Annotated in this window: 13 protein-coding genes; 10 read left to right on the top strand and 3 right to left on the bottom strand. The window is 53.2% G+C overall.

The genetic code is table 11. From position 1 onward, the window contains the following. Positions 1–278 precede the first annotated feature (278 nt). Positions 279–1,043, bottom strand: coding sequence for a type I methionyl aminopeptidase (gene map / locus EG028_RS25315; RefSeq protein WP_120519148.1), 765 nt, complete (start codon positions 1,041–1,043; stop codon positions 279–281). Positions 1,044–1,132: 89 nt separating this feature from the next. Between map and EG028_RS25310 the strand changes: the two genes are divergently transcribed. From EG028_RS25310 to EG028_RS25285, 6 genes are all read left to right on the top strand, one after another. Continuing rightward, positions 1,133–1,888, top strand: coding sequence for a LytR/AlgR family response regulator transcription factor (locus EG028_RS25310; protein ID WP_120519147.1), 756 nt, complete (start codon positions 1,133–1,135; stop codon positions 1,886–1,888). A gap of 6 nt (positions 1,889–1,894) precedes the next feature. After that, a complete protein-coding gene (locus EG028_RS25305; protein ID WP_120519146.1) occupies positions 1,895–3,811 on the top strand; it encodes a tetratricopeptide repeat-containing sensor histidine kinase in 1,917 nt (638 codons plus the stop codon). 165 nt (positions 3,812–3,976) lie between these two features. Beyond that, entirely contained in the window at positions 3,977–4,546 is a 570-nt protein-coding gene (locus tag EG028_RS25300; RefSeq protein WP_123864796.1) for a hypothetical protein, read from the top strand. 75 nt (positions 4,547–4,621) lie between these two features. Further along, positions 4,622–5,041 carry a hypothetical protein gene (locus tag EG028_RS25295; protein WP_120519144.1) on the top strand — a complete coding sequence of 140 codons (420 nt, stop codon included), beginning with the start codon at positions 4,622–4,624 and terminating at the stop codon, positions 5,039–5,041. A 127-nt stretch (positions 5,042–5,168) separates the two neighbouring features. After that, entirely contained in the window at positions 5,169–5,876 is a 708-nt protein-coding gene (pepE, locus tag EG028_RS25290; protein WP_120519143.1) for a dipeptidase PepE, read from the top strand. A 277-nt stretch (positions 5,877–6,153) separates the two neighbouring features. Further along, the gene (locus EG028_RS25285; RefSeq protein ID WP_120519142.1) at positions 6,154–7,614 is read left to right on the top strand and encodes a Gfo/Idh/MocA family protein; all 1,461 of its coding nucleotides are present in this window, start codon (positions 6,154–6,156) and stop codon (positions 7,612–7,614) included. A gap of 199 nt (positions 7,615–7,813) precedes the next feature. On the opposite strand, the gene EG028_RS25280 is transcribed toward EG028_RS25285, so the two are convergent. Both EG028_RS25280 and EG028_RS25275 read right to left on the bottom strand, forming a co-directional pair. Further along, positions 7,814–9,298 carry an FRG domain-containing protein gene (locus tag EG028_RS25280; RefSeq protein WP_120519141.1) on the bottom strand — a complete coding sequence of 495 codons (1,485 nt, stop codon included), beginning with the start codon at positions 9,296–9,298 and terminating at the stop codon, positions 7,814–7,816. A 44-nt stretch (positions 9,299–9,342) separates the two neighbouring features. Then, positions 9,343–10,200 carry an AraC family transcriptional regulator gene (locus EG028_RS25275; RefSeq protein ID WP_120519140.1) on the bottom strand — a complete coding sequence of 286 codons (858 nt, stop codon included), beginning with the start codon at positions 10,198–10,200 and terminating at the stop codon, positions 9,343–9,345. A 130-nt stretch (positions 10,201–10,330) separates the two neighbouring features. On the opposite strand from EG028_RS25275, the gene EG028_RS25270 reads away from it, so the two are divergent. The 4 genes from EG028_RS25270 (at position 10,331) to EG028_RS25255 (ending at position 15,220) form a co-directional block, all read left to right on the top strand. Beyond that, on the top strand, positions 10,331–11,281 hold the full coding sequence (locus tag EG028_RS25270) for a dihydrodipicolinate synthase family protein (RefSeq protein WP_174235439.1): 951 nt from the start codon (positions 10,331–10,333) through the stop codon (positions 11,279–11,281). A 193-nt stretch (positions 11,282–11,474) separates the two neighbouring features. Beyond that, positions 11,475–12,905, top strand: coding sequence for an aldehyde dehydrogenase (NADP(+)) (locus EG028_RS25265; RefSeq protein WP_120519139.1), 1,431 nt, complete (start codon positions 11,475–11,477; stop codon positions 12,903–12,905). A 29-nt stretch (positions 12,906–12,934) separates the two neighbouring features. Continuing rightward, entirely contained in the window at positions 12,935–13,948 is a 1,014-nt protein-coding gene (locus EG028_RS25260; protein ID WP_120519138.1) for a 4-hydroxyproline epimerase, read from the top strand. A 27-nt stretch (positions 13,949–13,975) separates the two neighbouring features. Continuing rightward, positions 13,976–15,220 carry an NAD(P)/FAD-dependent oxidoreductase gene (locus EG028_RS25255; protein ID WP_120519137.1) on the top strand — a complete coding sequence of 415 codons (1,245 nt, stop codon included), beginning with the start codon at positions 13,976–13,978 and terminating at the stop codon, positions 15,218–15,220. Positions 15,221–15,225: the final 5 nt, after the last annotated feature.

Below are 15,225 nucleotides of genomic sequence, written 5' to 3'. Positions count from 1 at the left end.
ATGGCGCTATCGTCCAATCCTGGCGGGTCATTCACCGGATAACGGTCATACTTTGCGATCAGATTTTGCAGATGTCAGGCAGAAAAAGTGTTGCTGTTGTGTATCAGTTTACGCGATAGTCAGGGTGTGTTACGAACAGTTTATCTAAGTTATGCAATCGTTTGCGCAATTAAGCATAGTATTTTGTCTTTTTCAGATATGATTTTGTGATAAGGGCAATAAAAAAGCGCTTCCCGGATGGCCCGCGAAGCGTTTGTATGTATGGAAAGAAGGTAATGTTAGTTCCAGATACCGTTATCCCCGGTCAGGATCACCGGCAAACCATCCGTTACTACGATCGTATGTTCATGCTGCGCCACATAGCTGCCATCACGGGCTGCCAGCGTCCAGCCGTCGCCGTTTTCGTATGCCCAGGTGGCTTTCGTGGATATAAAGGTCTCCACGGCTATCACCGCGTTTTTCCGGAATTTACCGCGGTTGTATTTGTCGTAATAATTGGCAATGGAATGCGGCTCTTCATGAAGGCTGCGGCCGATGCCATGCCCCGTGAGGTTTTTGATCACCCGGTAGCCGCGTTTGCGGGCCTCGGCTTCAATAATGCCGCCCACCTGAGCGATCTTCACCCCGTCCCGTATGTTCATGATAGCAATACGGAGAATGTCGCGGGAAGCGTCCACCAGCTGCTGGTGTTGGTTGAAGTCCCGGCCCAGTACAAAAGACCCGCCATTGTCCGCCCAGAAACCTTCCAGCTCCGCGCTTACGTCCACATTCACGAGGTCGCCTTCCTGCAGGATCGTCTTTTGGGTGGGGATGCCATGCGCAATCTCCTGGTTCACGCTGATGCAGGTCCAGCCGGGGAAACCATAGGTGAGTTTGGGAGCGGAACGGGCGCCATACGCCGCCAGCACCGATCTTCCGAATTCATCCAGCTCCGCCGTGCTCATGCCCGGTTTGGCAAAATCCCGCATCCTTTTGAGCGTGAGGGCTACTGCTTCGCTGGCTTTCTGCATACCCAGCATTTCCGCCTGTGATGATATTGACATGTCCGTTCTGATTAATTGATCATACGAAGTTACGGATTTTCAAGGGCTTTTCAGTAGGCACTATTGCCTAAATGCGATACTTTAGCGGTATGAAAAACGGACCATCTCCCGTTACGAGGGTGGTGATCATTGATGATGAACCCGCCATCCGGAAAGACCTCCAGGCGCTGATGCAACAGCAGCCCGGTTTTATCGTGACCGGCGTTTGCGGCAGCGTACAGGAAGCCCGCACCATTATCCCCGCCACGGAACCAGACCTCCTGCTGCTGGACATCTCCCTCGGAGACGGCACCGGCTTTGATATCCTGCGTGAGCCGGCCGCGGCCAACTGCAAAGTGATCTTTATTACCGCCCACCAGGACTATGCCATCAAAGCCATCAAATTCGGCGCGCTGGACTATCTCCTTAAACCGGTAGATGAAGAAGAGTTGCAGCAGGCCCTCGCCCGCGTTTCAGCAGGCAGGCCCGCCGCGCCGGAGCAGCTCACACTGGCCCAGCAGCAATTCAGGCAGGGCGGGCTGCAAAACCGTATTGTGCTGCGTTCCCAGCAATATTTACAAGTAGTCGCGTTTGAAGAGATCATCTATTGCCAGAGCGATGCCGGATATACCACCTTTTTCCTGGCGGACGGCCGGAAGATAGTCGTGTCCCGCTCTATCAAGGAATATGAGGAGCTGCTGCCGGAAACCTGGTTCATCAGGCCACACCAGTCTTACCTGGTGAATCACCGCTTTATTGACCGTTATCATAAAGACGGTTATCTCATCCTCCGCAACAATACAGAAATACCGGTGTCCACCCGCCGGAAGGACTACGTGGTGGAATACCTCACAGGAAACCGATAACATGTTATGCGCCCGATCTCATCCCTGCTGAAATGTTTTGCCGTATCATCTGTCCTCGGCGCTTTCCTGCGCTCAGTATCCGTATGGGCCGCCGTCGTCATCACCATGAACGGCTGCACCCGGCAGCAGGCCGCCCGTATCCCCGGAAACGCCGATTCGGTGCTGGCTTTTATGAAGTCGGACATCAACCCGCATTTTCATGACCATCATCCCGAAGCAGCGGGGCGTATGCTGGACAGCCTGCATCCCATCGTCCTGAAACTGGACGACGTGGGGCTTACCTGCTCTTATCTCCGCTTCCGGGGCGTGCAGTACATCATGGAGGAAAAATATGACAGCGCGCGGGCTTTTATCAATGAATCCATGCAGCTGGCAAAAGAAAAAGACAGTACGGGCAAACATATCATCGCCGCCAAAATACAGCTGGCAGACCTGCTGAAAGAACAGCACCGGTTTGACAGCGCCCTGCATTACGCCCGCGACGCGTATTACCTCGCCCATAAATCGGACACCAACGGCCTGCCCATCATCTGCCTGCGCCTCTCCGAAATTTATATGGAGATAGGCGATGAGCCCGCCATCCGTAAATATCTTTTCGAAGGTTTTGAACGGGCCACACAGCCCAAACTAAAAACCGTTTTCGCCAACAACATCGCCAAATATTACGACGATCAAAACCAACCCGATTCCGCTGTGCATTTTTTTAAAGCGATGCTGAACGATACACTTTTCTCCAACCCATATTTTGACGCGGTGAAGTATGAGAACCTGGGCATCCTGCTGGGCAAACAGGATAAACCCGCGGAGGGCCTGCCATACCAGTTGCAGGCGCTGGCGCTGAATAAAGAATTGGGCACGCTGGATGGGGAATCCGTATTCGGCGTGGCGGATACTTATTACCTGATCGGCCGTTATGCAGAGTCCGAGGCTTACCTGGATACAGCCTACACCATGGCGAAAGAATCCGGCGACCAGGAAACGATCACGTCCGTGTGGCGTAAAAGAGCGCAGAACCATGCAGCCCGTGGACAATACCAGCAGGCGTATGCCTCCATGGATTCATCGCTTGGCGCATACCGGCTGGAAGTGGATTCCTCCATCGCCATGCAGGCGCGGGAACTGGAAACGCAGTATGCCGTCAAAGCAAAGGATGAAGAGATCCAGCAGCTGGCGTTCGAAAATAAAGTGAACCGCCAGATCAGGCAGCAGCAAAGGCTCATCATCGCCTCGATGATACTGGGCGCGGTGCTGGTGGCCGCAATAGGTTTCCTGTTGTACCGCAGGCGGAAGCTGGAGCAGCAGCTCCGCGAAACCTCGCTCCGGCAGCGCCTGCTCCGCAGCCAGATGGAGCCGCATTTTATCTTCAACACGCTGAGCGTGCTGCAAAGTTTTATCCGCAACGATGACCGGGAGAAGTCCATCCGGTACCTGAACAAGTTTGCCAAACTGGTGCGTATCAGCCTGGAGAACGCACGCGAAAGTTTTGTGCCGCTGAAAGATGAGATCACCGCCCTGGAAAGTTACCTGAGCCTGCAACTCATGCGTTTTGAAGGTACATTTGATTACAGTCTTGATGTATATGATCAGTACGAAGACGATGGCCTGCTGATCCCGCCGATGCTGCTGCAGCCATTCGTTGAAAATGCCATCCAGCATGGAATGCGCCAGCTGGACCGCAAAGGGATGATCAGCATCCGCATAGAAAGAGGGCCGCATGTGCTGCATTGTGTGATAGAAGACAATGGGCGCGGCATGCAGGAGGAAAAGCAGGACAAGACCTCCCTGTCCACCGTCATCACCCAGGATAGGCTCAGTATGCTCAGCAAACAGACCAAACGCCCGGCCAGCCTCCGCGTCATCGACAAACGGACGGAGAACGGCGAAGGGATACGCGTGGAGCTGGATGTGCCGTTCCGCCGGTAACGATAGTTTTATCTTCCCACCAATACGGATAATCCCTGAAAGCGCCCGGATTTAAAACAATCCCGGGCGCTTTTGTATTCCTGCCCTTCCCGATTCCTGTTTACCGCTATGTTTGCCCCCGATCCAAATACGCTCCTGTAGTAAAACCTAAAAAAAAACGGTAACATGAAAAAACTATGCGTTGCGGCAGTTGCGGCAATGATCCTGGCTTCCTGCCAGTTTTTCGGCGGCGGCGGAAGGGCTTATGACAATGACAAAGACTTGTCCGGCCTCGTGGAAGAACTGAAAGACAAATTCGGCCAGAATGCCGGCTTTACCAGCATCACCATGAGTTATCATGACGGCATCGGTACCAGTACCGTAGCCACTGGCGGAGACATCAACTCGAACAAACTGACGGAGAGATTAAAACAGAAAGGCATCTGGCAGGACAAAGCCGAGGTGACCCTGGAGATAGACGGGGAAGCCACGCCGAAAGATTTTATGTTCACCCTGGACCAGGTGCAGGACCTGCGGAAGATCCCGGGCCTGGTGAAGTCTTCCATCGAGAAGGTGGAGAAGGAAAAAAAGATCACGGACCTGGTGTCCAACATGGTATCCGTATCCATGCCCAGCCGCATAGATACCCCGGGAGACGAGCTGAGGATCACCGTATATGTGTCGCCAAAGAACGGCGGGACGGATTTTACGCTGCTCTACAACCAGAAAGGTGAATTCTTAAAAATGATGCACTGATCCATTCAACCGGAAGGCATGCTCTTATCCCGCTTATTCCGACAAACAAACCGGCCCCGGCCTTTCATCGAACAAATGTCCCTGATCAACCGGCAGGCGGAAGAGTTTATTGCCTTCTATGAAGAAAGATTCGGACGCAGGCTGAATGGCGAGCAGAACAGCCTGTATATACTGGATATGGTGCTATCCGAAGCCCGCAACAGCGCATTGCTCCATGACAGGAGGCAGTGGCTGGCCGTTCACGCAGGGGCTTATCTTTTTAAGGTGGCCTCTGAACGGTTCCGGGAGTGGCCGTTGCAATACCGCTGGTATCACCCGCTTGAGCAGGCGGTGCTGGTAGTGGGCTTGCCCGCTTTCCGCGTATCCCTGCTGGCCGAGCAGGCCATTCAGCAGCGGTTGGAGAATACGTCCGATATCCCTGTACCTCTTCTTTTTACCCGCTTCGAAAAAGCCGTGCTGGCGGCGGAGAAAGGAAACGACGAGTTATTTATATAGTTAGTGTTGCTACCTCAATCAATAGAACCCCGGAACCATGTTTATCAACATCCCGTCATTCTAAATGGATGTAACATGTGGATCAGAAACTCTCCCCTGAGAAGGAGAGTTTCTTTATTTTTGACAGATGCAAAAGAAGATCGTACTGGCCAGTACCTCTACATTGTTCGGCCAGCAATACCTGGAATACCTGGAGCCTGTGATCGCGGAGCTGTTTGCGGGCCTGGGCGAAGTTGTGTTTATCCCCTACGCCCGCCCGGGCGGTATCAGTCACGATGATTACACCCACCGCGCGGCCGGTGCGTTTGAAAAGAAAGGGATCCGCGTAAAAGGCCTGCATACTTTCGAAGATCCACTGGAAGGCATCCGCAATGCCCAGGCATTTTTTACCGGCGGCGGCAACACATTCCTGCTGGTGAAGCAGCTGCACGACCTTGGCCTGATGGGACCGCTTGCCGGAGCTGTCAACGCGGGCAAACCCTATCTCGGTTGCAGCGCGGGCAGCAATATCGGCGGCGTGAATATGCAGACCACGAACGATATGCCCATTGTATACCCGCCCAGCTTCAGCACGATGGGGCTTGTACCCTTCAACCTCAACCCGCATTACCTCGATCCCGTGGCCGGCCTGGAACATATGGGCGAAACCAGGGAAACAAGGATAAAGGAATTCCATACGCAGAACAACATCCCCGTGATAGGGCTGCGCGAGGGTAACTGGATTGCGATGAACGGGGAGGATATTACGCTGGAAGGCGCACACAACGCCCGCATTTTCCTGGCCGGCAAAGAGCCGTATGAACTGCCGGCGGGGGAGAGGCTGTCGTTTTCCTGACCCTGCTTCCTGTGAAACAGCAGTTTATGAACGGTAAGCCCCGATGTTAATTTTCTATCGCTTTGTGTAAGAACGGAAAGCTTTGTACATCGTTTAAATTTGCGCAACCGTTTGCGCAGATGCCCGTCCCGCTTGTTTTAGCAGGTAACGGGTGTTTTTTATGTTGTCAGCCGGTAATTCTATACCTGAATCCGTACGCTCATCAAAAAATGCTGAATAAAGCTCAAAACTTTACTATTTTAACCACTTCATAAGTCCACAACTCAACCAATAAATTATGAGTGCTACTCGACGTAATTTCCTCCGCCAGCTGGCGGTAGGCTCCGGAGCCCTTGCAATGGGCATCCCTTCCTTTGCAACTCCCACGGCTCCCAGCGACCGTGAGCTGAAAACAGCATTGGAACAATCAGCTAAGCAGCAGCGTTTCAACATGAGCGGTTATGCCGCACCCAAGATCGACAAAGTGCGTATCGGCTTCATCGGCCAGGGTATGCGCGGGCCGGGCGCCGTTCAGCGCATGTCCTTCATCGACGGGGTGGAGATAGCCGCCATCTGCGACCTTCTGCCTGAGCGCGCCGCCAAATCCAACGCCACCGTGGTGAAATCCGGCCGCCCCGCCGCTAAGGAGTATTCCGGCGAAAACGGCTGGAAGGAGATGATCGATAAAGAAAAACTGGACCTGGTGTACATCACCTCCCCCTGGCACCTGCACACCCCGATGGCCCTCTACGCCATGGAGCACGGCTGCCACGCCGCTTCCGAAGTGCCCATCGCGCTTACGCTGGAAGACTGCTGGAAGCTGGTGGATACATCAGAACGGACCAAAAAGCATTGTATGATGCTGGAGAACTGCTGCTACGACTTCTTTGAACTGCTCACCCTCAACATGGCCCGCCAGGGTATGTTCGGTGAACTGGTACACGCGGAAGGCGCATATATTCACGACCTGCGTGATCTGAACTTCTCCAAAAAAGGTTACCAGAACATGTGGAGGCTCCGCCAGAACGCGGCTCACAACGCGAACCTGTATCCCACACACGGTCTCGGCCCCATCGCGCAGTGTATGAACATCAACCGCGGCGATAAAATGGACTACCTCGTATCCATGGCCAGCAACGATTTCATGATGGGAGACATGGCGAAAGAAAAAGCCGCCGCCGATCCTTTCTACAATGAATTCGTGGGCAAGAACTACCGTGGCAACATGAACACCACCACCGTTCGCACCGCCAAGGGTAAAACCCTCATGATACAGCACGACGTTACCACGCCGCGCCCGTATTCCCGCATTCACCTTATTAGCGGCACCAAAGGCATCGCATCCAAATACCCGAGCCCTGAGCGCATCGCTTTCGGCCACGGCTGGATTAAGCCCGAGGAGCTGAAAAAACTGTACGACGAATACACGCCCGAGATTATCCGCAAGATCGGTGAGCTGGCCAAACAGGTGGGCGGCCACGGCGGCATGGACTTTATGATGGACTGGCGCCTGATAGACTGCCTGCGCAACGGCCTCCCGCTGGACCAGGACGTGTACGACGGAGCCGCATGGAGCAGCATCGTGCCGCTGAGCGAAAAATCCATTTCCAAACGCTCTACCAGCATCGATATCCCGGACTTTACCCGTGGCGCCTGGAAGACCAACGCACCGGTGGAACTGACGCTGAAAGGCGGCGGCACAACCGGCGTTATCGGCGTGGAAAAGAAAACCGAGTCCAAACAACTGAGTGTACAATAGGCATTTGATATGAAAGTGTGCCCCGCATAGGGCATGTATGGCCGGAAGAAATTCCGGCCTTTTTTTTGCCGGCGGCTTTCCTATAATTATCTGACCAGCACTGCCCTTCAAAACCGCTCCTGGCCAGCAATATGTCATAGATTGCCGGATGTGCCCCGAAAACGGGTAAACCCTTCATTTGCCTGCATAAAAATGAAGATTATGCTAACCCAAATATTTTAATTTGCACAGGGTTGAAATAAATTACCGGATTTTCCTGGGTGATGGCTAGAATGGTCTGGCTCGGTATTACATCTGATACAAATAATTTTCGGAATCCCCCGAAGGTGAATAGATATCTGGGGTCGCTGATCAGTTGTGTAAGCGCTACCGGATTGTCCTGGCATATTTCCCTTTCTTCGCTTTTAATATACCTGTATATATTTTTTCGTTTTGCGCTCAATATGTTAAAGCCTCCGGCATAGGCACGGGAATGACTCATGTTGTCATTGCTCAGGCTGATTTTTATTGCCTGGCCCATCAATGGTTTATAATCATCATCGCTGTAGGTATGATCGTCGCACATCATGATCACAAACTGAGACAAAGCGATAGCAATCTCCCGGTCTGTATAGGGGAGATTGCGCATGCCGTTCCATATGAGATTGCAACCTTTTTGTATCTGGTTGTTCAGCTTTTTGTTAAAAGGAATATGGATCCGCTTAACTAAAAGCTTTATTATAGTGCTTCTGTATGATGAGTACCCGGATAATACTTGCTCCACGTGTTCAGCGAGTGTATCTACCTCCCAGTTTCGTATCCGGGTATAGGAGAATTGAAACTCCAGCACTTTCTTATTTTCAAGGTGATCCCAGTGTTCTTCAAAGTGTTTTCGCCATTGGATTGTATTTTTTAGCCGCCAGGAGTAATGAGGTTTACATTTATCATCTATATAGTCAAAGATATTTTGCCCAGGTAACCGGCGCACCTTATCTTCTCCAAGCCAGGCAATAATTTTTTTCATATTATTGTTACGTCTTTCGGTTGTGAAAAAGTGATCGAGGTGCGATTCCAGTATGCTTTTTGAAGTGGGGTAAATATCTTCAGTTTTGAGACCGTCAAATGGCTCCGTGAAGGGGAACAGGATTCGATCGAATGGATAAATTCTTTCAATTCCGGGAAATGGCGTATATAGAAAATGTCCCTTCTGCGCCTGAAGCCGCCAGAGGTTTTTTACGTCAAATGATAAAAAGGCGGGTTGATGACCATTCTTCAGGTATTTATTGAATACAGGTTTTCCAAATGCAATTGTGTCTTTGAAATCCTCCTTGTTGGCGCAAATAATGCATGCATATTCGCCGGGCCGGTTCCCTGAGTGGGTCGCGAAATACGCAGCCACGTAGGGATCTGTTGTGAAATCTATATAACTTGTTGCCAGCCCATAATGCTGGGCGATAGCAATAAAATGGTGGAAATCGTGGATGTAGCTCTTTAAAATTTCATTGTTTTTCATAAAGAAGAACAGGGTTTCAACCCGTTCCAAGCACAAATCATGGTCGTTTTGATGTTTGTTCCGGTGAATACTGGCAAGGAGTTTCCAATTCCTGCTTTGACCCCTGAATAAGTCAAACTTTCCTTCACGTTGCCATTGTTTTGCCAGGGCAAGGGCTTCCTCCAGTGAACCAACTATTGTTTCATATTCCATATTTTAAGTCTTTAGAATCAATTAAGCCCATCAGCCTCTTTTGTCTATTTTTCCATTTCCCTCACATATTCCCTCGGCGCCAGCCCCGTCACGGTTTTGAACACCCTGTTGAACGTGGCGATACTGTTAAACCCGCAACGGTAGGCAATGGAAGCAATACTTTCCTCCGCGCCGCCCGCGAGCAGTTTGCTGGCTTCATGCACTCTCACTTCATGCAGGAACTCCACGAAAGTCAGTCGTGTATGTTTTTTGAAATACCGGCAAAAGGCCTGCGGCGTCATGTTTGCATGACGGGCAATGTCGTCCAGCGGAATGTCTGTTTCATAATGTTTCATGATATAATCATAGATGGCGCCGATGCGAAGGCCTTCCTGTTCGTTCACTGCGGCGGGTTTGGTACCGGTCACCAATGGCTCGAGGTCTGTAATGCCGCGCAGGTAACCCAGCAGCCTGATAAACTCGGCGAACTGCGCGGCGCCTTTTGTTTTGTCCAGCTGCTGCATCATCGCGCCTACGATAGGCGCCACACGGTCAGGCAGCTTGAAGCCGCGCGGGAACCGCTCAATAAAAGCCTGTACGGGTTTAAGTTCCGCCAGGGCAAATACCGGAGCCAGCCGGCCGGCCGGGTCGAAGAAAAGGGTAAAAGACTGGGAGCCGCTGTCGTTCTGGGTTCTGTCGCTGCGAAACACATGCGGCTGGTTGCCCGCCAGCCAGTATATCTCGCCGGGGCGGAAGGCGTGCATGCTGTTGTCCGCCACCAGCGTGCCGGAGCCCTGCTGTATCCAGGTGAGCTGCACTTCGCTGTGACGGTGCAGGTGAGGGTAGAAGTAAGGCAGGCGCTCGTTTTGCAGGATGATGTTTTTGTCGGGCGCTACGGGAATGGTGAACTGCAGAACTTTCATACCCTTAAATTATGCAAAATTTAACCGGATTGTACACTGTAAAATATCTCTTTGTTAAAAAATGAGCAATATTGATCAATAAGCATAGCTCCGGCGGTAACGCTTCCCTTTACTTTTGATAAAAAAACGCATGGCTATACAATGGAAAGGAGTGTATCCGGCACTCACCACTAAGTTCACCGCAAAGGAAGAGCTGGACCTCGACCTGTTTGGAAAAAACCTCGACGCACAGCTGGCCGCCGGTGTGGCGGGCGTGATCATCGGCGGTTCGCTGGGAGAAGCCAGCGCGCTTGCCCTGGAAGAAAAAGGGGAGCTGGTGCAATACGCCGTCAGGAGGCTTGCCGGTAAAATCCCCGTGATCCTCAATATCGCCGAAGGCGCTACCCGCGACGCGGTAAAACAAACCGCGCTGGCGGAGCAGTGGGGAGCGGAAGGGCTGATGTTGCTGCCGCCTATGCGTTATAAATCAGACGAACGGGAGACGGCGCAGTATTTCCGCACCGTGGCGGATTCCACCGGCCTGCCCATTATGCTGTACAACAATCCTGTTGATTATAAAATAGAGATCACGGCCGCCATGTTCGAAGAGCTGGCTGCCTGCGAAAATATTAAAGCGGTAAAAGAATCCACGAGGGACGTCACCAATGTGATCCGCATGCGCAACCGTTTTGGGGACAGGTACAGCATCCTGTGCGGCGTGGATACGCTTACGCTGGAAGAGCTCGTAACCGGCGCCGATGGCCTGGTAGCGGGCCTTGTATGTGCATTCCCGGAAGAGACGGTGGTGCTGTATAACCTGGTGAAGGCCGGCCAGATCAAAGAAGCGCTGGAGCTGTATCGCTGGTTTATGCCGCTGCTGGAGCTGGACATTCATCCCAAACTGGTGCAGTACATCAAACTGGCTGAATCCTATACCGGGATTGGTTCTGAGCATGTGCGCGCACCGAGGCTGGTATTGCAGGGGGAAGAGAAAAAACGTATTTCCCAAACCATAGAGCAGGCAATAGCCACGCGCCCCGACCTCCGGAAGTTTGCCGTGCCTTCCATCAACCCTGTATTAGCAAAAGAAATGAACGGCTGATCATTCATCCGGTCCATGCAAAGGACTTGATTCACTAATGATCCATCTTCCTGCCGGCGAAAGAAATGAACGGCCAATCATCCATCTGTTTCCTGCAAAGGAATTGACCCGGTAAAGATCAATCCTCTGGCTGGCGAAAGAAATGAACCGCTAAAAACCATACGCCGCTGAGGCTTGCAAACCACAAAATATCATGACGACGATCACCCAGATAATGCGGCAATCCGGCGAAGCCTTCGCGGAGTACCGTAAAACCGGTCCCGCGCAACGGGCATTGTTCCTGGAGACTATTGCATCCGGATTAGAAGCCCGGCGCGAAGCGCTTACAACAATCACGCAGGAGGAAACCAACCTGCCCCCGGCACGCCTGAACGGGGAATTGTCCCGCACGACCGGCCAGTTGAAAATGTTCGCCAACCTGGTGCGGGAAGGCAGCTGGGTATCCGCGGCTATCGATACGGCGGACGGGCAACGTACGCCGCCAAAGCCGGATACCCGCAAGATGTGCGTTCCCCTTGGGCCGGTAGTGGTATTCGGCGCATCCAATTTTCCGTACGCTTTTTCTACAGCCGGCGGAGACACTGCCAGTGCGCTGGCTGCCGGATGTACCGTGGTGATCCGCGCGCATTTTGCACACCCGCGCACATCCGTGCTGGTATTTGAGGCGATGGCGGAAGCCGTAAAAACCTGCGGCCTGCCGTCACATACCGTGCAGCACGTAACAGAGCCCGGTAATGAAGCGGGGAAAGAACTGGTGATACATCCGCTGACCACGGCCGTCGCTTTTACCGGTTCGCTCAGCGGCGGTACCGCGCTGATGCGATACGCCCATGAAAGGCCCGATCCTGTGCCTGTATTCGCCGAAATGAGCAGCATTAATCCTGTTTTGTTACTTCCCGGTAAGCTGAAGGAAGATGCGGCCGCATTGGCCCTTAAAATGGCCGGTTCTATCACACTGGGCATGGGGCAGTTCTGCACCAATCCCGGCCTGATGATCGGGATAAAAGGAGCGGAGCTGGATGCCTTCCAGGAACAGCTGGCGGAAGAGATCGGAAAATTCACCCCGCAGCCTATGCTGCATGAGGGGATACAACGGCACTACGACACATGCACCATATCAATAGCAGCAAAGCAGCAGGTCCGCATCGTGGCCGATCATACCGCTATGATCGCCACGGTGGCGGCCAGAGACTTTTTGCAGGACGTTCATTTCCGCGAAGAGGTATTTGGCCCGTATTCGCTGCTGGTGCAATGCCAGGATAAAACGGAAATGCAGCAGGTGATGGACAGCCTGAAAGGCCAGCTCACCGCCACGCTGATGGCCACGGAAGAAGACCTCCGCGGGCACGCCGCGCTGCTGGACAGCTGCATCCGCACAGCCGGCAGGGTGATCGTGAACGAGGTGCCTACCGGTGTGGAAGTATGCAGCAGCATGGTGCATGGTGGCCCATTTCCCGCCACGTCGGACCCGCGGTTTACATCCGTCGGTACCGCCGCCATCCAGCGATGGGTGAGGCCGGTATGTTACCAGAACTTTCCGGACCACCTGCTGCCCGAAGCCCTGCAACGCGCCAACCCGCTGGGTATCTGGCGCACAGTGAACAATGAATGGACGAATACATGATATCTTGTTAATTTTCTTATTTTGTATTGATGAAACAGGCCACCAAAAAGACCTTCTTTTGTATAGACGCCCATACCTGCGGCAATCCCGTACGCGTGGTGGCGGGCGGAGGCCCCTCCCTGAAAGGGGATAACATGAGCGAAAAACGCGCCCACTTCCTCCGGGAGTTTGACTGGATCCGCAAAGGCCTCATGTTTGAACCGCGCGGCCACGACATGATGAGCGGCAGTATCCTTTACCCGCCGCACAATCCGGACAATGATGTGGCGGTACTGTTCATCGAAACGAGCGGCTGCCTTCCCATGTGCGGCCATGGTACCATCGGCACCATTACCATCGCCATCGAAGAAGGCCTGCTGCTGCCTAAAACACATGGCACTGTGAAGATGGAAGCCCCGGCAGGGCTTGTGGACATTAAGTATACCACCGTCGGCAATAAAGTAAAAACAGTAAAGCTCACCAATGTGCCTTCCTGGCTGGAAGCTACGGACCTCACGGCGGAATGCCCGGAACTGGGAGAGCTTACATTCGACGTAGCCTACGGCGGCAACTTCTACGCCATCGTGGATGTACAGCAAAACTTCGCCGGGCTGGAACATTACCCCGCGGACAAACTCATATCCTGGGCCCGCGAATTACGGAACCGTATAAACGAAAAATATACTTTCGTACACCCGCACGACCCCACCATCAAAGGATGCTCGCACATCATGTGGACGGGCGCCGTGCTGGACCCGACGTCCACCGCGCGCAACGCCGTGTTTTACGGGGATAAGGCTATTGACCGCTCACCCTGCGGTACCGGCACTTCCGCCCGTATGGCGCAGTGGTATGCAAAAGGGAAACTGAAAAAAGGAGATGCCTTTTTGCATGAAAGCATTATCGGCTCCAGGTTTACAGGCACCATCGAAGAGGAGACGACTGTGGCGGGAAAGCCCGCTATCAGGCCCGGTATTGAAGGATGGGCAAGAGTTTACGGATATAACACCATCAGTATAGACCCGGAAGACGATCCCTATGCATACGGCTTCCAGGTATTGTAGTCAACCAAAAAGCTAAATACAGTCAGGATGAAATGTGTAATCATCGGCGGCGGCATCATTGGCCTCAGCAGCGCGCTTTACTTACGGCAGAGCGGCTGGGAGGTGACGGTGCTGGACAAAGGGGACTTCTCAGACAACTGCTCCTACGGGAATGCGGGGTACGTCTGCCCCAGCCACTTTGTGCCTATGGCAGCGCCCGGTATCGTCAAACAGGGTTTTAAATGGATGCTGGACGCCGAAAGCCCGTTTTATGTAAAGCCCCGCCTGAGCAGGGAGCTCATAGACTGGGGCATGAAATTTATCCGCAGTGCAAACGCGGCGCACGTGGAAAGAAGCGCCATCCCGCTGCGTGATATCGCCATCCTGAGCAAACGGATGTACGAAGAATGGCTGCAGCAGCCGGGCTTCGATTTTGCCTATGAGCAAAAAGGCCTGCTGGACCTTTTCCAGACACAAAAAAACGCGGAACATGCGCATCATACCGTTGAGAAGGCGCAGGAGCTGGGCCTTGATACGGAGTATCTTACCGCAGAACAGGTACAGGCCATGGAGCCGCAGACCCGCCTCAATATCCTCGGCGCGGTATATTTTAAATGCGACGCACATCTGTATCCCAATAAACTCATGCATAACCTGCGCCAGTACCTGCCCGCCACAGGCGTACAACTGGTGCCGGGCGAAGAAGTGACCGGCATCGAGCAGGCGAACGGGAAGATCACCAAAGTAAAAACACGGCGCGGCATATACGAAACGGACATGGTAGTGGTAGCCACCGGCTCCTGGAGCCGCGGCATGGCCGCCCGCCTGAACGTGAACCTGCCTATGGTGGCAGGCCGGGGGTATTCCCTGACCTACGAGGACGCGCCCTACAAAATGAACCATCCCGCCATCCTGATGGAAGGAAGGGTAGCGGTAACGCCCATGAACGGGAACAAGATCCGCTTTGGCGGCACGATGGAGATCACTTCTCTCACCGCCCCGCCAAACATGAACCGCGTAAAAGGCATCCTGCGTACGGTAAAGAACTTCCTGCCGGATTACGACATCCCGATGCCGGCGAAGGAACAGGTATGGTTCGGATACCGGCCCTGCTCAGCAGACGGGCTTCCCTACATTGGCAGAATTAAACATCTGAAAAACTGTATACTTGCAACCGGGCATTCCATGCTGGGCCTCAGCCTTGGCGCAGGCACCGGGAAGCTGGTGAGCGAGCTGGCCAATGAACAGCCTGTGAGTATGGACATCCGGCCGTTTGCGCCCGAACGTTTTTAAAACTT

Source organism: Chitinophaga barathri (genome assembly GCF_003807585.1).
Classification (GTDB): Bacteria; Bacteroidota; Bacteroidia; order Chitinophagales; family Chitinophagaceae; genus Chitinophaga; species Chitinophaga barathri.
This window is presented reverse-complemented; position numbering and strand designations above follow the sequence as displayed.